The organism is Polaromonas sp. UC242_47 (assembly GCF_044452385.1).
GTDB lineage: Bacteria > Pseudomonadota > Gammaproteobacteria > Burkholderiales > Burkholderiaceae_C > Polaromonas.
Genome location: NZ_JBIOAO010000001.1, coordinates 2,469,202 through 2,488,377, shown reverse-complemented (window position 1 = coordinate 2,488,377; position 19,176 = coordinate 2,469,202). Strand labels below are relative to the sequence as shown.

Here is a 19,176-nt window from a genome sequence, read left to right as displayed (position 1 = left end):
CTGCGCATTCTCCATGTGCTGGACCACTCCATCCCGCTGCACAGCGGCTACACCTTTCGCACGCTTTCAATTTTGCGCGAGCAGCGCAAGCTCGGCTGGGACACCCATCACCTCACCAGCTCCAAGCAAATCAATTGCAAGGAGCAGGAGGAGAATGTCGACGGCTGGCATTTCTACCGTACCCCGGTTGCGCCCGTCAGCCCGCTGCCCGGCGTCGGTGAGTTTGCCCTCATGCGCCAGCTGGAGCACCGTCTGCTGCAGGTGGCCAGGCAGCTACGGCCTGACATCATTCACGCCCATTCCCCGGTGCTGAACGCTTTGCCTGCGCTGCGCGTGGGTAAGCGCCTGGGCATTCCGGTGGTGTATGAAGTGCGCGCTTTTTGGGAGGATGCCGCGGTTGATCACGGCACCACCTCCGAGGGCAGCCTGCGTTATGACCTGACCCGCTGGCTTGAAACCCGGACGCTCAAGCGCGTCCAGCATGTGTTCACTATTTGCGAAGGTCTGCGCAGCGACATCGTGGCCCGAGGTATCCACGCCGCCAGAGTCACCGTCATCCCCAATGCGGTTGACATCGATTCGTTTGAGCCCGGCGGCCAGCCCGATGCCGCGCTTAAAACCCGGCTCGGCCTGGATGGCGCCAGTGTGATTGGGTTCATCGGCTCGTTTTATGCCTACGAGGGGCTGGACCTGCTGCTGGACGCCTTACCCGGCATCCTGCGCCAGCGGCCGGAGGTGCGCGTGCTTCTGGTAGGCGGTGGTCCGCAAGACGAGGCCCTCAAGGCCCAGGCGCAGCGCCTGGGTGTGGCCGACACGGTTGTCTTTACCGGCCGCGTGCCGCATGCCGACGTGCAGCGTTATTACGACCTGGTGGACGTGCTGGCCTACCCGCGTCGCTCCATGCGTCTGACCGAACTGGTCACCCCGCTCAAGCCGCTGGAGGCCATGGCCCAGGGCCGTTTACTGGTCGCCTCTGACGTCGGTGGCCACAAGGAGTTGATTCGTCATGGCGAGACCGGCATGCTGTTCAAGGCCGGCAGTACTGGGGCGCTGACGCAAGCCGTAGTCAGTCTTTTAGCGGATCAAGCGTCCTGGCCAGCCATGCGCGAAGCAGGGCGTCAATTTGTGGAGGACGAACGCAACTGGACTGCCAGTGTGTCCAACTATGCCCGGGTCTATGCTTCGCTGGCGGAAATACCATGATATTGCCCGGCCTTTCCGGACTGCGCATCGGCCTGATCGGTCCGTTACCGCCACCCTCAGGGGGCATGGCCAACCAGACCCGGCAATTGGCCGAGTTGTTGACTGCAGCCGGTGCCACCGTCATCACTGTGCAGGTTAATGCCCCGTACTGGCCACACTGGGTGGCCCGCGTGCCTGTGCTGCGTGCGGTGTTCAGACTTATGCCTTATCTGGCGACGCTTTGCCGCACGGCGGGGCAGGTGGATATCTTTCACATCATGGCCAACTCCGGCTGGTCGTGGCATTTGTTTGCCGCCCCTGCCGTCTGGGCAGCGCGCAGTCGCGGCATCGCTGCGGTGGTGAACTACCGGGGTGGCGAGGCGGCCGAGTTTCTGCAGCGCGCCGGGGCCTTGGTTCGCTTTACCATGCGCCAGACCAGCGCCCTGGTGGTGCCTTCGGGTTTTTTGCAGGGAGTCTTCGCCCGGTCTGGCATGTCTGCCGGCATTGTTCCCAACATCATCGACCTCAGCCGTTTTCGTTCCCGTGAGCCGGTTCGCACGGGTACGGCTCATTTACTGGTAGCTCGAAACCTGGAGCCACTGTATGACAATCTGACCGCCATTCGGGCATTTCAGATGGTAAAAGCAAGCTTTCCGCAAGCCCGCCTGACCATTGCCGGTAGCGGCCCCGATGAACAAGGCCTGCGCCAGTCTGTTCAGGAGATGGGGCTGACGGATGCCGTGCAGTTCACCGGCCGTCTTGAGCGCGATGCGATGGCCATGCTCTACCGCACGGCTGACCTCATGCTCAACCCAAGCCTGGCCGACAACATGCCCAACTCCGTGCTGGAAGCCTGGGCCAGCGGTGTGCCCGTGGTCAGCACCAATGTAGGCGGCATTCCCCACTTGGCGCAGCACGGGGTGACCGCGACCCTGGTGCCACCTGCGGACCCGGCTGCCATGGCAGAGGCAGCCGTGGCCCTGCTGTCGGACGAGGCGCTCTGGCAGCAACGCGCACAGGCTGGACTGCAAGAGGCAGAACGCTACACTTGGTTTTTCGTCCAGCCCGTGCTCGCTAAGGTTTACAGGCAAGCCATCGCGCCAACGCGCTGACCAAGGGATCTGACATGGCTTTGTACACGTCGTTAGTCTCCAGGTTATTGTTTCCTGTGCATGAGCGCTTCAAGCGCCACAACACGGTGGCTTTGCGGCGCCAGATGGAAGAGGTCCAGTGGTGGCCCGCTGATCGCCTCGCGGCATTCCAGCTGCAGCGGCTGCGTGATCTCCTGCAAGACGCGGCCACCCATGTGCCGTATTACCGTGACCTGTTCGCACGGCTTGGGTTTGATGCCGCCAGTATTGGAAGCACCGCGGACCTTCAGCGCCTGCCGTTTCTCACCAAACCCGTCATCCGCGCCAATACCGACGCGCTCAGGCACGTCCAAGCACAGGGCTTGTCGCGCTTCAACACCGGCGGTTCGTCCGGTGAACCCCTGGTCTTTTTTATCGGAAAAAAACGCGTCAGCCATGACGTGGCCGCCAAGTGGCGCGCCACCCGCTGGTGGGGGGTGGACATTGGCGACCCCGAAATCGTGGTCTGGGGCTCACCGATCGAACTGGCCAAGCAGGATCACTTCAAGCACTGGCGCGACAAACTGCTGCGCACCCAGTTGTTGCCGGCGTTCGAGATGTCCGAGACCAAACTCGACCAGTTCATTGCCACAATTCGCCGCGTTAAGCCCCGCATGTTGTTTGGCTACCCTTCGGCCCTGACCCATATTGCCCGGCATGCCGAAAAACGGGGGGTGCGCATGACAGACCTGGGCATCAAGGTGGCCTTTGTGACCTCCGAGCGCCTGTACGACGAGCAGCGCAACACGATCAGCCAGGTGTTTGGCTGCAGGGTAGCGAATGGTTATGGTGGGCGCGACGCAGGTTTTATTGCGCACGAATGTCCCGCAGGCAGCATGCACTTGACGGCCGACGACGCCGTGGTGGAGATCGTCAACGACGCCGGGCAAGTGCAGCCCCCCGGAGTGGCCGGAGAAATCGTCGTCACCCACCTGTCCACCAACGACTTTCCCTTCATCCGTTACCGCACGGGTGACATCGGCATACTGGGCGCCACGCCCTGCAGTTGTGGCCGTGGTTTGCCGTTGCTGCAAGACATTCAGGGCCGCAGCACCGATTTTGTGACGGCCGCAGACGGCACTGTCATGCATGGGCTGTCGCTCATCTACATCCTGCGCGACCTGCCTGGTGTGAAGGCATTCAAAGTCGTTCAGGAGTCACGGGAACTTACCCGGGTGTTGCTGGTGAGAGAGCAAGGTTTTGCGCCCGATGGCGCAGCGAAAATCATTAGCGGGTTCAGGCAGCGCCTGGGCGCTGACGTGTCAGTGAATGTCGAGTTCGTAGACAAGATTCCTGCCGAGAAATCCGGCAAATTCAGGTACATCATCAGCCATGCGTGACGTCCTCGTCATCTCCATTGTTTTATGGGGCGCCCTGGCTGCGCTGCGTCGGCCCTGGATCGGCATCATGTTATGGACCTGGCTCAGCATCATGAACCCGCACCGTTACACATGGGGCTTGGCCTATGACGCGCCCTTGGCCGCGATCACCGTGGCCGCCACCCTGCTGGGCGTACTCATGTCAAAGGAGCGTGAATCGCCCTTCAAGGCGAGCCCCGTCACCTGGCTGGTGTTGCTCATGCTCTGGATGACGCTGTCCTGGCGGGCAGGCATTGACCCAGTGGAGGACTACGCGCAATGGAAGAAGGTCATGAAAATTGACGTCATGATTTTGCTGGCCCTGGCGGTGCTCAATAGCAAGCAACACATATTCGCATTGATGTGGGTTTGCGCCGGCTCGCTGGCCCTGTTGGGCATCAAGGGCGGGATTTTTACGCTCGCCTCGGGCGGTGACTTCCACGTGTGGGGCCCACCCGGCTCATTCATTGAGGATAACAACGAATTTGCGGCTGCCCTGGTGATGACCATCCCCTTGCTCAGGTTCCTGCAGCTTCAACTCGGCAAATCATGGGTGCGTCATGGCATGACGGCCGCGATGGTCCTGTGTGTCGCATCGGCTCTGGGGTCCCAATCCCGCGGGGCCTTATTGGCAATGGGGGTGATGGGACTTTATTTTTGGTGGCACAGTAAAAACAAACTGGGCATCAGTGTGGCCATTTTGCTGCTCGTCATTCCACTTGTTGTGTTCATGCCCGAGTCGTGGGGCGCACGCATGGCCACCATTGGTTCCTACGAACAGGACGCGTCCGCCATGGGTCGCATCAGCGCATGGTGGAGTGCCTGGAACAGCGCCTTCCATTACCCGTTTGGCGCAGGCTTCAACTCGGCGCGCCAGGAGCTGTTTGACTTGTACTCGCCGTACCACGACTTGGCACGCGCGGCTCACAGCATTTATTTCCAGGTACTGGGCAACCATGGTTTCGGTGGGCTGTTTTTATTCCTGGGCCTATTCATAGCGACCTGGCGTTCGGCCGGCTGGCTGAGGCGGCAGAAATTTTCTGTGCCAGAGGCCTTGTGGTGCAACCAGCTTGGCGCCATGAGCCAGGTGGCGCTAGTCGCCTATGCGGTGGGTGGCGCGTTTTTGAGCCTTGCCTATTTTGACCTGCCTTACGACATCATGGTCATGGTGGTCCTGACGCGGGTTTGGGTTGAAAAAAAGGGCTGGCAAACCGAGCCTGTCTATGCGCCGGGCTGGAAGACCGTTCCTGGCCTGGCCACTTCAGCGAAATCGGATTGAATCATGCTGAAGCAACTCCTGGGGTGGGCATCTCCCGCAGGCACAAAAGCCCGCCTGTCTGTGCTGATCTTTCATCGTGTGTTGCCTGAACCTGATGTGTTGTTTCCAGACGAGATGCATGCGCGCCGGTTTGCCGAGGTGTGTAGCTGGATCCGCTTGTGGTTTAACGTGCTGCCGCTGGATCAGGCTGTCATGCATCTGAAGGCGGGGACGCTGCCGGCGCGGGCCGCCTGCATCACTTTTGACGACGGTTATGCGGACAACTTCCAGGTGGCCCTGCCCATATTGCAGCAGCATGGGCTTGCGGCTACGTTTTTTATCGCCACTGGTTTTCTCGACGGTGGCCGCATGTGGAACGACACCCTGATTGAGACGGTAAGAGGCAGCACCGCTGCGTGGCTCGATTGTTCCTCGCTTGGGCTGGGGCAGTATCCGGTAGCGACTCTGGCCGAGAAGCAGGCAACTATTGCGCTGCTGATTGATAAGATCAAATACCGCGCGCAGGCCCAGCGTGTCAATCTGACGGAACAGATCGCTGGCCTGGCCCGGGTGGCGCTGCCGCCGGACCTGATGATGAACTCGCCACAGCTCAAGGCCATGCGCCAGGCCGGTATGCAGATCGGCGCGCACACGGTGTCTCACCCCATCCTGGCCTCGCTCACCGACGCCCAAGCTCGCCAGGAAATCAGTGACAGCAAGTGCTTTCTCGAACAGCTGCTCGGCGAGCGCGTAGGGCTGTTTGCCTACCCCAACGGCAAGCCGGGTGAAGACTACTCACCCCAAACGGTGGCGGTGGTGCGCAGTCTCGACTTTGATGCCGCGCTCAGCACCGCGTGGGGTGCCTCGCGTCAAAATGATGAGCCGTTGGAACTGCGGCGTTTTACCCCCTGGGACAAGACCCGCCTTCGTTTCGGCGCCCGCATGCTGGCCAACCTTAGCAGCGCATGATCAGGCGCCTGGGTTTTTTTTTGGGATGAGGCATTAAATTGGCCTCTAGCCCTTGCTGTATGGGCGTGAGTAGCTATATAAATAGTAGTGAGTGGAGGCCGCCGGACATCGTGCTCGCCGCAGGCTGCCGGCCTTTTGCCTAAGGCTCACGCAGGGCATTCGCCGCCGCGGCCGTAACCAGCTTCACACCCAGGGGGTTGAAGTGGCCGTCGTAAGGGCCAACGTCCAGGCTCAGGTTCGAGTGGGCGAAATGGGCCTTGAAGAGCGGCTCGGTGTCGACGACGACGGCACCCGCAGCGCGCGCCAGCGTCATGAAGCGCGTGCGTGATGGGTCGGGCATCGACAGACCTTGTGACAGCGCGCTCCGGTTGCTGTCAATCACAATCACCAGGCGTCCCGTCGCGTAGGGTTTGATGCGTTGGAAGAAAGTGGCAGTAACTGCGTCCACAAAAGGCGCGGGGGCAGGGGGCGCCGTGAGCCCGCCTTCGACCGGGGCGGGTGATACGGCGGCGATCGCTTGCCGCGGACCAGTCACCTGGCTCCAGAGCCGCTGGGGGCTGAATTTGAGCTGGCTGAACAGGTACTGGGCCAGCGCCGAGTGCCTGCCAATCTGCTTCAAAGACCCCGGCTGGGGCTGTTTTTCAAGGCGTGGCGCGAAGCTGGCCCCGTCCAGGCAGGGCCCATTGATATTGCCGGAGCCGCACAAGGACTGCTTGACATCGCCACGCTCCATCAGCACCACGAAATCGCGCACGCCAAAATGCGTATGCGCAAAGCGGATGCGTTCGGCATAGTCGAGCAAGGCGGTCCCGGGGTTGCCCATGGCAAACACGGGGCGTGTGTCCAGCGCACGTCCCAGCTGGGCGCCGGGTCGATCCGGGGCGGCGAGCATGGAGGCCTCGACAAAACTGTCACCGATCAAGGCCACCGCCTTGTCGTCCCACGCAAAATCATGGCCGGCCACGTAACCCAGGTTGTTGGATTCAAGCCGCTGCGCGTTGCGCAAATCCCACCCGGTTGACGTGGTCCAGCGATGGTGGGGCGGGTAGCTCAGAATCAGCGGGTCGATGTAATAACCGGTCTCTGTCGACGTGGAGACCGGCAGCAGCCGGAAAAAAATTTCCAGCAACAGCAGGAAGCCAACCACACCCGCCATCCACAGGAAAAACTTTTTTGACATGTCAGAAGTTGAAGTAGATAAAGGCGCTGACCGAATCACGGGTGATGTTCATCAGCAGCAAAAACGCCACCGCGGCGCTGCTTGCGCCCGCGATCAGGAGGGCGTACGGGGTCGCTCCCTCGTGGGAGCGGCAGCGGCGCAGCAGGTATTCGCCGATGGCGTTGCTATTGGGCACCAGGCAGGCCATGGCCGTCAGCACGACGCACCAAAGACCGCCCATGGACAAACTCAGGCCGGCATTCCACAAGAGCGCGTGCACCTGCCCGGTGTCTGAAGGTTGGATCATGCGCAGCAGTATCCTGCCCGCGCCCTGCAGGGTCTCTGCGCGAAACACGACCCAGGCCAGGATGACCGCCAGCATGGTCAGCAGCCATGACGAGGCGCCAAACAGGCGGCTGCGATCGAGCCGCGCGCACAGCCCCGGGCCGCACAGCGCCCTGAAGGCGTGATTGACCCCCAGATAGAGGCCGTGCAGCGTGCCCCAAACCACAAAAGACCAGCCGGCGCCGTGCCACAAGCCGCCCAACACCATCGTGACCATCAGGTTCACATAGCGCCTTGCACGACCCTTGCGTTTGCCGCCCAGCCCGATGTAGAGATAGTCGCGCAAAAACTGGGACAGCGACATATGCCAGCGGCGCCAGAAGTCACTGATATTCGTCGCCCGATAGGGTGAATTGAAGTTGAAGGGCAGGCGCACATTCAACATCCACGACAGCCCGATGGCCATGTCCGAGTACCCTGAAAAATCGAAGTACAACTGCAAGGTGTAGGCCATGGCGCCCAGCCAGGCGCCCGCGAAATCCGGCGAGACGCCCTGGTCGGCCGCCTTGAAGATGGCATCGGCGTAGGGGCTGATGCCATCTGCCAGCACCACCTTCTTGAACATCCCCAGGGCAAAGATGGCCAGTCCCGCACTGAAGTTGCCGCTGTTGAAGCGATAGGTGGCCGCGTCTCTGAACTGCGGCATCATCTGTGCATGGTGCAGCACCGGGCCGGCGATCAGGTGCGGGAAGTACGAGACAAAGAGGCCGTAGTGCACAAAGCGGTATTCCCGTATGCCCTTGCGCCAGGCGTCGGCCAGAAACGCAATTTGCGTGAAGCTGAAAAAGGAGATACCTATGGGCAGAATCACGCGGCCTATGTTCCAGCTTGACCCCGTTGCCGCGTTGAAGTTATCCAGAAAAAAGTTCGCGTACTTGAAGTAGCCCAGCAGCGCGAGGTTGGCGGCGACACCAAACACCATCCACCCTTTGGCCTGCCTGCGCTTGCGCTCATCGTCAGCATTGGCCAGCGATGAAATTTTTTTGCCAACCAGAAAATTGCCGCTAATCGAGGCCAGCAAGAGCAGGGTGAACTCCGGCATCCAGTAGCCATAGAAAAACACCGACGCCACAAATAACCAGAGCGCCGCCGCCGGATGACTGACGCGCCCAAGGCCAAAAAAACCGATCAGGACGATCGGCAAAAAAAAGCAGATGAAGGCAGCGCTTGTGAACAGCACGGTGCGTCGGTTTTTTAAGACTCAAGCATGAAACAGGCCTCCAGCCCTTTATCCATAGGTGCAGAAAGCTACTTATTCGATAGCATATCCAGGCTTCAAGCGGGCACGCTGAACCCCGGCGCCTTGGCCGCCAGCCACTGCTCCAGCATCATCAGAATCCACACCATCTCGCCAAAGTAGGCAGGGTGCTCTGGCAGTCGCTGCGTCAGCAGGGTTTGCACAAAATCAGCGCGTACCACGCCGCGCTGAGCCAGGCTGTGCAGCGAGTCGGCGGCCAGGGCCTTCAAGGTCGGATGCGTGTTGGCCCACACGCCAAAAGGCAGGCCAAAGCCCTGTTTCTTTTTGGCGATGGTCTGGTCGGGCAGGAAGCCGCGCAGCGCTTCCTTGAAGAACCAGCGCAGTTTCAGACCCTTGAGCTTGTAGTCGGTGGGCAGCTTGAGCGAAAAGTCCAGCAGCCGCTGGTCCAGCATCGGAAAGCCCACGGCCAGCCCCGCGCAGCCGGTGGCGCCCAGCACTTTGGGCAAATCGCTCTCGGCCAGGGTAAAGCGCCAGTCGTAGGCCAACTCCCGGTTCAGGGCGCTGGCCTGCTGCGGCGCCTGCCAGACACTGCGCTGTAAGGCCAGCGGCGCGGTCGTGTCAATTTGCGCCATCAGCTGCGGCGTGAGCACTTCGCTGGCGCCCAGACGGATGATCAGGTTGTACATCTGCATGCGGTCGGGCATGGGCACGCGGGCCTGCTCGACATAGCTGCCCGCCTTGCGCGTCAGCGCCAGTGCCTGCGCTGCGCGCCCGCCCAGCAGCGGCTCCATCAGCCCTTTTTGTAGCAGGCCCGGCACATGCCCATACCAGCCAAACACCCGCTGCTTGGCGTAGCGGCTGTTGCCGCCAAACAGCTCATCGCCGCCGTCGCCAGCCAGTATCTTGCTGACGCCATCTTCGCGCGCCATTCTGGCGCAGTAGTAAGAGGGCAGGGCCGACGAGTTGCCAAAAGGCTGATCGAAATGCGCGGCCACGGCCGGTACGCTGCGCACCAGGTCCTCGGGCGTGACGTAGTACTCGTGATGCTCTGTCTTGAAGTGTCTGGCCGCCAGGCGCGCGTATTCAATTTCGTCGTAGCCCTGCGCGTGAAAGCCAATCGAGTACGAGGCCGCCGCCTTGCCGCTGGCCAGGCCGATCATGCCGGCCACGGTCGAGCTGTCGGTGCCGCCGCTCAGGAAACAGGCCGGCTTGCTGCCGTCGAGCTGGGTCGCCACGGCTTGCTGCAGCAGTTGCCGGAACTCATCTTTCAAGGCGGAAAACGAGGGCTGACGCTGTTCCTCGAAGCGGGGCTGCCAGTACGGCGTCACCGTCAGCTTGCCGTTTGCCATCGCTGCACTGTGCCCGGGCGGCAGGCGGTAAATGCCCTTGTAGATGGTGCGCGGCGACGGGATGGCGTGAAAGTACAGGTAGTCAAAAATTGCCTGCGGGTCGATGCCGGTGTTGGCATCGGCCAGTTCATCGGCACGCGCCGCAAAACGCAGCTGACCGCCGTCCACGCGGTAGCACAGGGAGTGGATGCCGAACCGGTCCACCTCCAGGGCGTCAGGGGCATCGGTCAAACGCAAGCCCATGCCAGGGGCCAGATCGGTCAAGGGCATCAGGTCGCCAACATCATCGCTCATGAGTCTTTGTCCTAGTCCGGCAGAGAAGCTGCCTTGCGCGGCACGGGCACTGTCATTGCTGTCAGTGGATTATGCGTGGAAACGCTCGCTCGTCCACCCCACCACATTTCCCGCATAAATGCCGAAATTTACATAAATAGTGGCTCCAACCCCTGCCATACGGTCTATGTCAGCTATTGTTTTTGTAGTGTGTAAGGTGCCAGCGGCTCACGCGGCAGCGTCCAGGCCACCAGTACCAGCAGGTAAAAAAGCCAGGCCACGCGGGGCACATCAACCAGGCTGTCAAATAGTCCGACCACGGCAAAGCCGCCCAGGCTGGTGCGCCACAAGGCGCCCGCAAGCAGCAGACCCCAGAGCGCGGCGCCCAGCAGGCCCTGATCAAACAGCACGTTCATGAAGAGGCTCTTGATATGCCAGTGCATGTGGTGGCGGTCGCTGCTGAAAAACCAGTGCGCCAGGCCCGCCGAAAAATCGCCATTGGCAAGCAGCTGGCGCCCGTCGGCACCGGTCAATGCCACATCGGCCAGGTTGGCCATGCCGCCCTGTGAGGCCATCGCCATGGAAAACTCCAACAAGCGGGGGGCATACCAGTCGCCGCGGCTGACCGCGCCATCAATCAGGTGCAGTTTGTAAAGTTTTCGGTTTCTCATTGATTCCATTATGATTTCCACGAAGCATTTGAAAAACCGTTGAGAGGCACGGTGTGTATCGTTGCCGGTTGTGTTGAATAACTGGCGATTTCATGTTCAGATGGGCGCAATCAAACTGCAGCAATACTTCATGGGCGGAATGGCTTGTGGAAAAAATAGTGATATCTGAAACTGTTGATGAAAATCGCTGGAATCAGCGAATTTTGTCAATGCAGGGCCCAATGCAACTGACAACCGAATGGGCCTCATTCGTCTGCGCCACGAACAAGTTGCACCCCCTGTTTTTGGAGGATGGTCTGGGCGATGACTCACTCGCCGCCATCGTTTATCTTTCAGTTTCAAGCAAATGGCCCTTGTCTCGCTGGCCTTCGGCATCAACCGATTGCATTCCGTTGGCGCGTGACCGTGAAGACGTGCTTGCCGACCTTGAACTGGTTTTGCGCAGACGAGGGGTCAAGGAGTTTCAGCTCAACTCATTTGCCTATGACGGTGAGTGGCCAATCCACCTGGCACCCCTGGGATATGTGGAGTCAGGACGCTACGAATTCGCGCTGTCTCTCGATCAAGGCATCGATACGGCCTGGCGCGGCACTCGCCCGACCTTGCGCAATGACATCCGGCGTTTCGAACGATCGGGGGTTGTGTGCCATGCCAGATCAGATCACGGCGTTGTATCTGCACTGTATGGCATCGACAAGGACACAGCGTTAAGACATCGCGCCCAGGGCAAGCAGGGGACTTCAACCCCTCAGGTTGCCTACGATACGCTCTGGGAGATACTTGTAAAGAGTGGGCGTGCCTTTGTTTATCTGGCGGAGAAGGATGGCATGCCGATAGCTTCCGTCGTGATAGGGCGGTGCGGTGCCAATGCCTACTATATTTACGGTGGAGCTACCCCTGAAGGTTTGGCGCTTAACGCCCCGAAGGGCTTGCTCTGGTTTGCAATCCAGGCGGAATACGAACATGGTGTTCGTGAGTTCAATCTTGGTGGAATGCCTGCGTCATCAGCGCAGCCAGGCTCGCTTGAGCATGGTCTTTATCAATTCAAGACCTCGTTCGGCGCCACCGAGCGATCGTGCATTAGTGGGCGGAAGGTATTTCGCCCTGTTTTGACGACGATCGAGACCGGATTGCGCGACGTTCATCGGAGTCTCCGTGATCGATCGACGTCGCCGGTTTAGGGGTTTTCGGTGAATATTCCGGTGGGCAATCGAGCGGGCGTCGTGCATTGTCCCGACAGGCGGCGGACTTGCCGAAATGATTTCGATACTGGACAAATCAGGCGACCTTTGCCGACACGGCAAAAATCGAGGGCAAGGTGAGATGACGTTCGCGAAAAAAATGTCTGCTGCATGGCGCGTGTTTCTTCAGCGCCTGGGCGCAGTTCTGAGGTCTGTGACTGAGCGCACAGTCGCGACCACGCGTAAGCTGATTACCCTGGACAGGTTGGACGTTTTTGTTTGCACCCATGAAATGATTCACTCGCCGGAAGATCGACCTGATCTCGAATTTCGACCTTTGACTAGCGATGATTTTGCAAAAATGCACCATCGAACCGATCGGTTTGGTGAACAGGCCAGGCTCTACTACGAGCAACGTGGAATCAACTCAGCTTTCGGCGTATTTGTTGATGGTGAATTGGGTCACATTAGCTGGGCCTACACGGCCAAAGAATATGAGCGCGAGCCGTATGAGCGATTCCGGCTTGGCATGGGTGACGCGGAAATCGTCAACTGCTTTACGGCGGACGCGTATCGGGGAAAGGGGCTTTATCCGCATGCTGTTCGAATAATCGTAGCGCTGCTACTGTCACGTGGATTTGAGCGTGTTTTTATGAACATCGAGCCGAGTAATGACGCCTCACGCCATGGAATCCTGAAAGCCGGCCTGAAGAGCTATGGTCGGGTATTGCATTTGCGCAGTCCAGCCATGACAAGATGGCGGGGTTGCTATCGGCAGCAAGTGTATTGATCGAATTTTTTCGGGGCCTTTCCAACATAAGGTGCCACTTGCTCACGTTGCCGTCATTGCTTAAGAAGCGGGAGCCCGGGCTCGCCAAATCCGGAATCTTTTGCCTGACGCCACGGGCTCAAACATTTCCAGAGAATCAACCAACGATGCGCAGTCAGGGTTGCAATAAATGATCCATGCTGGACGAGGGTGTACTCGAAGGGATGAGGCGATATGTTCTAAAACATTTTGCATGAGCGCTCCCCGAAATGGATTGTAGAAAAAGAAAACGCTAGGCTCCAAAAGGGGTTCGTAGTGGCCTGCGTTGACATGGGAGACTTCAAATGCCTTGGATTTTTGATCCGGTGATGTAAAGAGGTCAAGATTGCGTCTGCATGTCTGACAGAGTTCGGCGGAGAACTCAACTCCGACAATTCTCTTGAATGGATATCGGCTTGCGAGCAGAAGTGCCTTTCCTTTGCCGGAACCAAAATCGACGAAAAAAAATTCCGAATGATCTATTTGCAAGTGGCGAAAAGCTTTCTCAAACAAACCCTCGTGGATGGATTGGAAACGATTGCTCTCGGATGTCTCGGAGGCGTCAACATTCAGGTCGGCGACTTCGACCATTGTGTGGGTTTCGACACCGTGCTGCATGTCAAATCGCTTGTTTGAAATGTCCGCCATGTGATACCACCTGCGGATTTCAAACTCCCTGTATTTGCCCTGCAGGTGATTGAGAAAAGCTTGAAGTGCAGGCATCAGGCCTTTGCGCTGAATGGCTGAAATGAGTCGCTGAATGGAGTTCATGTCTTTGAAATACCCGTCGCATTCCAATTCGAGCTTTGGTGGTGAAGTGTTAGCTGGAGAGGTCAGTCCAGGGCAATCCGCCGTCAACCTGGTGTTTGAAATCCGGCCTAAGTATTGAGCTCCAGCCGACCGCGCGAAGATGACCATCGTGCGTGTCCAAAATAGGGGCGTGCTTTAACATTGACCTGGTCCTGTCAGATGCAAGGTTGAAGTGGGCAGCAAAATAGGCATTAAGGCCTTGTAACTGGCCACACTCGTAACTCAATTGTGGCGCGGCCATTTGCGCGCCCCATTTCAGTTTGTAGTTCAGTGGACCATCATTCACGAATGGGCTGCAACTTCCTAAATTCAAGGTCGTAAATCCTTGGTTCTGTCCGCGCTGAATCATTTCGTACAGAAGAGCGGAAACTAGGCGGTCTTTCATCATTTGCTCACTTCCATCGCGCCAGCCGATATTTGTCCAATTAAGCCTGTTGTTGGCTTGCGGCACAATCAGGTTGGCCCCCACCCATTCGGAGCCTTGGTAGGCTGCAAGCAGGTAGCCTTGATGGAAGACTGTTCGCAGCGCTTCCAGCGTTGAAATATTGGCGCGCTCTTCGTGTCGTATCCTTGTCGTTGGTACCAGCATCTCATGATAGAACTCATTGAATGCCGCATCATCGTGCAACACCTCGAAGCGATAATTTTTTTTCCGGATAATTCTCAAATCATCTTTTGCGGCATGTCTGCGGATTAGTTGATCAAGGGGAGTGCGCAGATCGATCACGCATTCGACATACTTTGGAACGACGAGCCATCCTCGTGTTTTAAAGAGCAGTAGGCTTAAGGGGGTAGTTGGGCAGACCAGCACATCGCAGTCGGAGAGAAGTCCTTGTCGTCGCGCAATATTGAGCAGTGAAAATTGGCCAATCGACTCCGGCGCCATGCTGTCGAAAAAGAAATTCGCTATCCAGGACTTGTATTGGGGTAACTGTCCAAAGTAGATAAGCGAACCTTCGCTTTTGGCTTCTAGCAATCGGCCACGTACTAGATGGGCCGGCAAGTGCCAGTTCGCATAGATGTCGGATAGCCCCCCCATCGCAACGTCAGCAAATAGACGAAGGCGAGGGGGCAGCGAACGAAGGCCAAGCCGTGCGGTACGCTTGAGCATGCCTTTTAAAGCGAACATCTCGGACCCATTGAGTTGCACGACACAAACGACTCCTGTGACGACGGATAGCGATGTTTGGTCCAAAAATCCAACCGGCCGTGCGGCGCGACTAGAGACTTTAAGTTGATGGACTTCGGGTAATCAAATTTCTTATCTCCAACACAACTTCGCGATTAAACATAAAAGTGAATCCCGTGTAAGCGACTGCACCCACGGCCGTCAACGTCAAGAGATTAGCAATCGCCGATGGCCAGCCAATTGCATGGCGAGCCAGGATGACCAATACATACATAAGACAAGAGGCCAGCGCTGGCCTGGCAAGCGTGGTGGCGATTTCCTTCACAGTGAGGCCCAGGTGCTTGCAGGATCTCAGCAGATTGAACAAGAATGCTCCTGGGAAGGCCACAAGCCATGCCAGACTCAACCCAATCAGCCCATACTGGGCGCCCACCAGAAACGCGCTACACATGGTGGCTGCTGTTATAGCGGTGATCCGGAAGCTGACATCGGCGCGCCCTACGGCATACAAGCCGGCATGCATGAGTGGTGACAGCACGCGCATAGGCATGATCAAGCAGAGCAACGTCAGCGGAAGAGCCGCTTCTACCCATTTCTCCCCAAGCAGTGTTCGTACGAGTTCCGGTGCAACACTGGACATCCCCCACATCACTGGAAACGATACGAGGCTCAGGCTTCTCATGCCTTTCAGTAGATAAGGTCCCACTGTGCCGCCGTCTCGTTTTACTTTTGATAGGGATGGGAAAACCAATTGATTCAGGATCGACGATACCCGCGAGGCTGGCAACGAGGCCAGATCCATGGAAACGGAATAAACTCCCAGATTGTGTTTTCCAAGAAATTTTCCGACAATGAAAGCGTCGGCTTGTGAATACAAAAACCAGACTAGCTGGGTCGCTGCGACATTGCGGCCGAAATCGAACATGCTGCCACAACCGGCGAAGTGAAAGATAGGCCGCCCGAGAAATGGGCTGGCTATATTGAGGCCTACTGCCCGGACTATGGTTCCGAAGACTATGCCCCACGCCAAAGCGAACACGCCATATCCCATATTGGCCAGCAAAAGCGTCACTAACGCCCCCCCGGTGGTTGATACAAGGTCGGTGATGGCCCGGCCGCGATATTTCATGTTCCGCTCCAGCATTGCGGAAGGCACCACGACAAACATGGCAGGAATGAATTGAAGCGCAATGACTTGCACGACTGGCTGCAGGCGCGGTTCAGCAAAGAATAAAGCGACCAAGGGTGCGACGACAGTCGCCATCACCAGGCAAGCAGCGCCATTCGACAATACGACCAGGCCAAAAATCTGCCGTAAGCGTTGCGGCGGCAAGTCCTTGGTTTGCACCAGAGTTGAGCCAAGACCCATCTCCGAAAGCAAGCTGAACAGCGCGCTGAATATTGCCGCCAGCGCCATCAATCCATAATCCTCCGGCTTTAGCAGGCGAATAACATAGATTGTTATCGCCCAAGTGAGCAGTTGCGAGGTCAGGCGCCCCAGCACAGTCCACTTGAGCCCCGCCAGAACTTGACTACGAAGAGTCAACGGATACGCTCCTGGGAAATCGGTTTTCGAACGTGGCCAAGCAGAACCGGCATGGCAAAATTTTGGTCTTTGATGATTTCTACCGAGACGTTATCGAAGTGTCGATTGAGAAATGATTCAAATGTCTTTCGGTTGTACTTGATGACGTGTTCCGGCTCGTCGATAGGGCCAAGGCAGTCGTTCGGCACGAAGAGAAACGCTTGCCCGCCCGGCTTCATGATTCTTGAAATTTCGGAGGCGAAAGTATTTCTCCGGATGATGTGTTCGAGTACCTGAGAGGCGATCACAGTGTCGAAACTTTGATCCGGCACCGGAATGCGAGGCAACACCCCATGAAACATGGTGAAACCTTCCTCACGTAGTCGATTGACTGCGTAGTGGGAAATCTCCAGACCGGAAAGATTGTCGAAGCCCCGCGCGCGAAGATCTCTAAGAATGCTGCCGTTCCCGCAGGCGATGTCGATAAGCGCTGAAGCCGGATCGCTTCGCTCCGAGATGATCCTGGCCTTGGTGGGCCAGCGGCGGACATCGTGCCCCCACCACTCCGCCAGGCTTTTATCCCAATAATCGATGCCCATGCGTTTTCGAAACAGATTCACGGTGAGGTGATAAACCAGTGGAAAACGGTCCGAAATAGTTGCTCTGACGCGCCACGGAATAATGTTCATGCTCGGCCTTGGGAAATATGGACAGAGTTGACGTGAAGATTATCTGCTGCAAGCTTCGCTATGGGCTACCGGAGCTACTCGGTGACCATCATTTCCATAAGTTGGGAGTCAATGCAGAACTTTGTTGCCCAGTTCAGATACTCAAATTTTCCGTAATCGCCATCGACAGGGAAGGCGCCGCGAACCCCACCGACTGCGTCGGGGTTGTCGGTCAAGTGCACCGTTCGTCTGACATAACGATTGGCTCGCCTTGCCGCCTCAAGATACTCTTTCTTGCCGGTGATTGAATGTAGCAAGAACCAGCAAGCAGCAATTTGAACGTTGCCGGTCAGGCAGACCCATTCAACCGTGGCTTTCCAGTTCTTGTCCAGTTGGCCGCCAATGCGACCATCCCGCTCGATAACCTCGAGCAGGGCATCGGCTGTTCGCCGGGCTGCAGCGAGGAACTCCATTTCGCCTGAGAAGCGATAGGCTTCGATGACGCCGCGTAGCACGTAGCCAATGGTATGGGTGAGGGGGGCATTGGGCGACGAAAGGCAGTTGCTGGCAAACCAGCCGTTGTCAGCCTGTTTGGTAAGAGCCCAGTGCACCTGCTTGAGCCCGGCTTCGCCAAACTCCTGAGTGGGCTCCAGCCGGGCAGCCTCGAACAGACCCCAGGAAACATGGGTTTCATAGGCTTTATCACCCGGCGCAGCAAAAGGCGTGGCGTGTTTGCGCCAGCAACCATCCGCATCCTGCGTGTCGCGTAACCATGCAGCAGCCAGGTTCATGGGCGCACGGTAGACATCACCGAACCGCCGGACGCCTGCCGCCAAGCCGATCAGGATTTGTCCGGTGTTGAATGTGACCGGCACATGGGGGCTGGCATCCACTTTTCCGCCCTGGAATCCCCCTTCGGGGAACTGAATCGAGACCAGCCAGTCAAGCATGCGCCTAGCTCGATTCGCTAAAGCCAGATCGTTCGTCCGGTCGGCATAGTCAATCAGCGTGGGCACGATATAGCCAGACGTTTCTGGATATGAACTGGACCACCCTTTTAGCAGGCTGTAGTCCCGTGCCGAACCCCCATCCCGGGAAATTGACATGTCTTGGGACCGCTTCAGCCACTCGATGCCCGCTGCCGCTACGACAGCGGGCCCTGCATCGTGTTCGGGCAGGTCAACACGATCTACTTGCAGTTGAAGTTTTGCTTCTTCTGGAAGCTGCCGTTCGTCGATGTAGCGCGTTACGAGCCGTGATGCAATGTTCTTGAGTCCCATGTTGATTCTCAAATCGGGGTGTGAACTGGTTTTAAAAATCTGGCACTATTTCTCGTTGCTTGAGTTGTTCGGGTCCAACGTGCGCTCACCGTTTGGATTGGGTGCTTCCACGCCCTGGGTCACTACCTCTGGCTGTGGCTTTATAGGTTTCTCATCGGGCTCTTTCCATTTGCCGCTACTCTCCAATTTCTCTCGCAACTCCGGCTTGGTAACACCGAGGCCGTAGGCAATGTGGGCTTGGACCAGTGCCTGATCGTAATCTTTGATGTCCAAATAGATCAGGCCGATGTTGTAGTGGGTAAAGCCGTTGTTATCTGCTGCCTTGGCTGTGGCTTCCAGTTGTTTTATCGCCTCTGGTTTGCGCCCATTTTTGGCAAGGAAGGTTGCATATATGAGTCTTGCTATGTCATCGTCTGGACGAAAGTACAGCGCTCGCTCAAACCAGCATTCAACCGAAAAGCGGGCCCCTGGTGGCTGAGGGGTTTTGAGCTTCTCGCCGAGTCGCATCATCGCGATGAGTGCCCGATGGTGATTTGGAAATGCTCTCAATGTGTAGTCCAGGTCACTACCAATGGTCCCCGTGCTCCCCTTGATCCGGTTTTCAACCTCGGGCGTGAAGTGATACTGTTCCACCGTCGTCAAATTGACATTTCTTTCGGTGCGGTAATCAAAGGGGCCAAACCCGCCAGCAATGTGGCCCAGTACGCAGTTCCCGATGCTTGGCTGGGCTGTTGCGGTGCCATTTATCGACAGGATGGTCGCGAAGCCAAGCAGAAGAAATGAAAGACGACTAATTCGCGAAATGGCGTTGCCACTAGCCGGCGCATGCTTCCAATCTTCATGGTTCATCGCTATTCTCCATGTCTACGACTGAAATTGTGTA

17 protein-coding genes are annotated in these 19,176 nt (G+C 57.7%); 7 read left to right on the top strand and 10 right to left on the bottom strand.

The window, feature by feature from the left end; all coding sequences use genetic code 11:
• Genes ACHMXK_RS12120 through ACHMXK_RS12100 form a run of 5 tightly spaced genes read left to right on the top strand, consistent with a single transcriptional unit; the run spans position 1 to position 5,897 of the window.
• Positions 1-1,203, top strand: a complete 1,203-nt coding sequence (locus ACHMXK_RS12120; RefSeq protein WP_397442507.1) for a TIGR04063 family PEP-CTERM/XrtA system glycosyltransferase — start codon at positions 1-3, stop codon at positions 1,201-1,203.
• Positions 1,200-2,294 carry a glycosyltransferase family 4 protein gene (locus tag ACHMXK_RS12115; protein WP_397440652.1) on the top strand — a complete coding sequence of 365 codons (1,095 nt, stop codon included), beginning with the start codon at positions 1,200-1,202 and terminating at the stop codon, positions 2,292-2,294. The genes ACHMXK_RS12120 and ACHMXK_RS12115 overlap by 4 nt, the downstream gene beginning before the upstream one ends.
• A 14-nt stretch (positions 2,295-2,308) precedes the next feature.
• The gene (locus tag ACHMXK_RS12110; protein WP_397440650.1) at positions 2,309-3,652 is read left to right on the top strand and encodes a phenylacetate--CoA ligase family protein; all 1,344 of its coding nucleotides are present in this window, start codon (positions 2,309-2,311) and stop codon (positions 3,650-3,652) included.
• Positions 3,645-4,949 (top strand): putative O-glycosylation ligase, exosortase A system-associated, encoded by a 1,305-nt coding sequence (locus tag ACHMXK_RS12105; protein WP_397440648.1) that lies wholly within the window; start codon positions 3,645-3,647, stop codon positions 4,947-4,949. The genes ACHMXK_RS12110 and ACHMXK_RS12105 overlap by 8 nt, the downstream gene beginning before the upstream one ends.
• A 3-nt stretch (positions 4,950-4,952) precedes the next feature.
• Positions 4,953-5,897, top strand: a complete 945-nt coding sequence (locus ACHMXK_RS12100) for a polysaccharide deacetylase family protein (protein ID WP_397440646.1) — start codon at positions 4,953-4,955, stop codon at positions 5,895-5,897.
• 139 nt (positions 5,898-6,036) lie between these two features.
• Here ACHMXK_RS12100 and ACHMXK_RS12095 read toward each other — a convergent pair whose 3' ends face one another.
• The 4 genes from ACHMXK_RS12095 to ACHMXK_RS12080 all read right to left on the bottom strand — a co-directional run bounded on the left by ACHMXK_RS12095 (position 6,037) and on the right by ACHMXK_RS12080 (position 10,892).
• Complete coding sequence (locus ACHMXK_RS12095; RefSeq protein ID WP_397440644.1) at positions 6,037-7,077, bottom strand: hypothetical protein; 1,041 nt, start codon at positions 7,075-7,077, stop codon at positions 6,037-6,039.
• Position 7,078: 1 nt separating this feature from the next.
• Positions 7,079-8,581, bottom strand: a complete 1,503-nt coding sequence (locus ACHMXK_RS12090; protein WP_397440642.1) for an MBOAT family O-acyltransferase — start codon at positions 8,579-8,581, stop codon at positions 7,079-7,081.
• A gap of 95 nt (positions 8,582-8,676) precedes the next feature.
• Positions 8,677-10,242: an asparagine synthetase B family protein gene (locus tag ACHMXK_RS12085; RefSeq protein ID WP_397440640.1), complete on the bottom strand. Its 1,566-nt coding sequence runs from the start codon at positions 10,240-10,242 to the stop codon at positions 8,677-8,679.
• A gap of 173 nt (positions 10,243-10,415) precedes the next feature.
• Positions 10,416-10,892 carry a hypothetical protein gene (locus tag ACHMXK_RS12080; RefSeq protein ID WP_397440638.1) on the bottom strand — a complete coding sequence of 159 codons (477 nt, stop codon included), beginning with the start codon at positions 10,890-10,892 and terminating at the stop codon, positions 10,416-10,418.
• A gap of 146 nt (positions 10,893-11,038) precedes the next feature.
• Between ACHMXK_RS12080 and ACHMXK_RS12075 the strand changes: the two genes are divergently transcribed.
• Both ACHMXK_RS12075 and ACHMXK_RS12070 read left to right on the top strand, forming a co-directional pair.
• Entirely contained in the window at positions 11,039-12,073 is a 1,035-nt protein-coding gene (locus tag ACHMXK_RS12075; RefSeq protein ID WP_397440635.1) for a GNAT family N-acetyltransferase, read from the top strand.
• A 76-nt stretch (positions 12,074-12,149) separates the two neighbouring features.
• Positions 12,150-12,863: a GNAT family N-acetyltransferase gene (locus tag ACHMXK_RS12070; RefSeq protein WP_397440633.1), complete on the top strand. Its 714-nt coding sequence runs from the start codon at positions 12,150-12,152 to the stop codon at positions 12,861-12,863.
• A 60-nt stretch (positions 12,864-12,923) separates the two neighbouring features.
• On the opposite strand, the gene ACHMXK_RS12065 is transcribed toward ACHMXK_RS12070, so the two are convergent.
• The 6 genes from ACHMXK_RS12065 to ACHMXK_RS12040 all read right to left on the bottom strand — a co-directional run bounded on the left by ACHMXK_RS12065 (position 12,924) and on the right by ACHMXK_RS12040 (position 19,142).
• Positions 12,924-13,652, bottom strand: coding sequence for a class I SAM-dependent methyltransferase (locus ACHMXK_RS12065; protein ID WP_397440631.1), 729 nt, complete (start codon positions 13,650-13,652; stop codon positions 12,924-12,926).
• Between the two features lie 49 nt (positions 13,653-13,701).
• The gene (locus tag ACHMXK_RS12060) at positions 13,702-14,841 is read right to left on the bottom strand and encodes a hypothetical protein (RefSeq protein ID WP_397440629.1); all 1,140 of its coding nucleotides are present in this window, start codon (positions 14,839-14,841) and stop codon (positions 13,702-13,704) included.
• Between the two features lie 79 nt (positions 14,842-14,920).
• The gene (locus ACHMXK_RS12055; RefSeq protein ID WP_397440627.1) at positions 14,921-16,366 is read right to left on the bottom strand and encodes a lipopolysaccharide biosynthesis protein; all 1,446 of its coding nucleotides are present in this window, start codon (positions 16,364-16,366) and stop codon (positions 14,921-14,923) included.
• On the bottom strand, positions 16,363-17,034 hold the full coding sequence (locus ACHMXK_RS12050; RefSeq protein ID WP_397440625.1) for a class I SAM-dependent methyltransferase: 672 nt from the start codon (positions 17,032-17,034) through the stop codon (positions 16,363-16,365). Before ACHMXK_RS12050 ends, ACHMXK_RS12055 begins: the two co-directional genes overlap by 4 nt.
• Before the next feature lie 74 nt (positions 17,035-17,108).
• On the bottom strand, positions 17,109-18,293 hold the full coding sequence (locus ACHMXK_RS12045) for a prenyltransferase/squalene oxidase repeat-containing protein (RefSeq protein ID WP_397440623.1): 1,185 nt from the start codon (positions 18,291-18,293) through the stop codon (positions 17,109-17,111).
• A gap of 45 nt (positions 18,294-18,338) precedes the next feature.
• Complete coding sequence (locus ACHMXK_RS12040) at positions 18,339-19,142, bottom strand: tetratricopeptide repeat protein (RefSeq protein WP_397440621.1); 804 nt, start codon at positions 19,140-19,142, stop codon at positions 18,339-18,341.
• Positions 19,143-19,176: the final 34 nt, after the last annotated feature.

Excerpts from the sequence above, each read along its gene's own strand:
- ACHMXK_RS12115 (WP_397440652.1), top strand. The coding sequence starts at position 1,200 with ATGATATTGCCCGGCCTTTCCGGACTGCGCATCGGCCTGATCGGTCCG.
- ACHMXK_RS12110 (WP_397440650.1), top strand. The coding sequence starts at position 2,309 with ATGGCTTTGTACACGTCGTTAGTCTCCAGGTTATTGTTTCCTGTGCAT.
- ACHMXK_RS12105 (WP_397440648.1), top strand. The coding sequence starts at position 3,645 with ATGCGTGACGTCCTCGTCATCTCCATTGTTTTATGGGGCGCCCTGGCT.
- ACHMXK_RS12100 (WP_397440646.1), top strand. The coding sequence starts at position 4,953 with ATGCTGAAGCAACTCCTGGGGTGGGCATCTCCCGCAGGCACAAAAGCC.
- ACHMXK_RS12095 (WP_397440644.1), bottom strand. The coding sequence starts at position 7,077 with ATGTCAAAAAAGTTTTTCCTGTGGATGGCGGGTGTGGTTGGCTTCCTG.
- ACHMXK_RS12085 (WP_397440640.1), bottom strand. The coding sequence starts at position 10,242 with ATGAGCGATGATGTTGGCGACCTGATGCCCTTGACCGATCTGGCCCCT.
- ACHMXK_RS12080 (WP_397440638.1), bottom strand. The coding sequence starts at position 10,892 with ATGAGAAACCGAAAACTTTACAAACTGCACCTGATTGATGGCGCGGTC.
- ACHMXK_RS12070 (WP_397440633.1), top strand. The coding sequence starts at position 12,150 with ATGATTTCGATACTGGACAAATCAGGCGACCTTTGCCGACACGGCAAA.
- ACHMXK_RS12065 (WP_397440631.1), bottom strand. The coding sequence starts at position 13,652 with ATGAACTCCATTCAGCGACTCATTTCAGCCATTCAGCGCAAAGGCCTG.
- ACHMXK_RS12050 (WP_397440625.1), bottom strand. The coding sequence starts at position 17,034 with ATGAACATTATTCCGTGGCGCGTCAGAGCAACTATTTCGGACCGTTTT.
- ACHMXK_RS12045 (WP_397440623.1), bottom strand. The coding sequence starts at position 18,293 with ATGGGACTCAAGAACATTGCATCACGGCTCGTAACGCGCTACATCGAC.
- ACHMXK_RS12040 (WP_397440621.1), bottom strand. The coding sequence starts at position 19,142 with ATGAACCATGAAGATTGGAAGCATGCGCCGGCTAGTGGCAACGCCATT.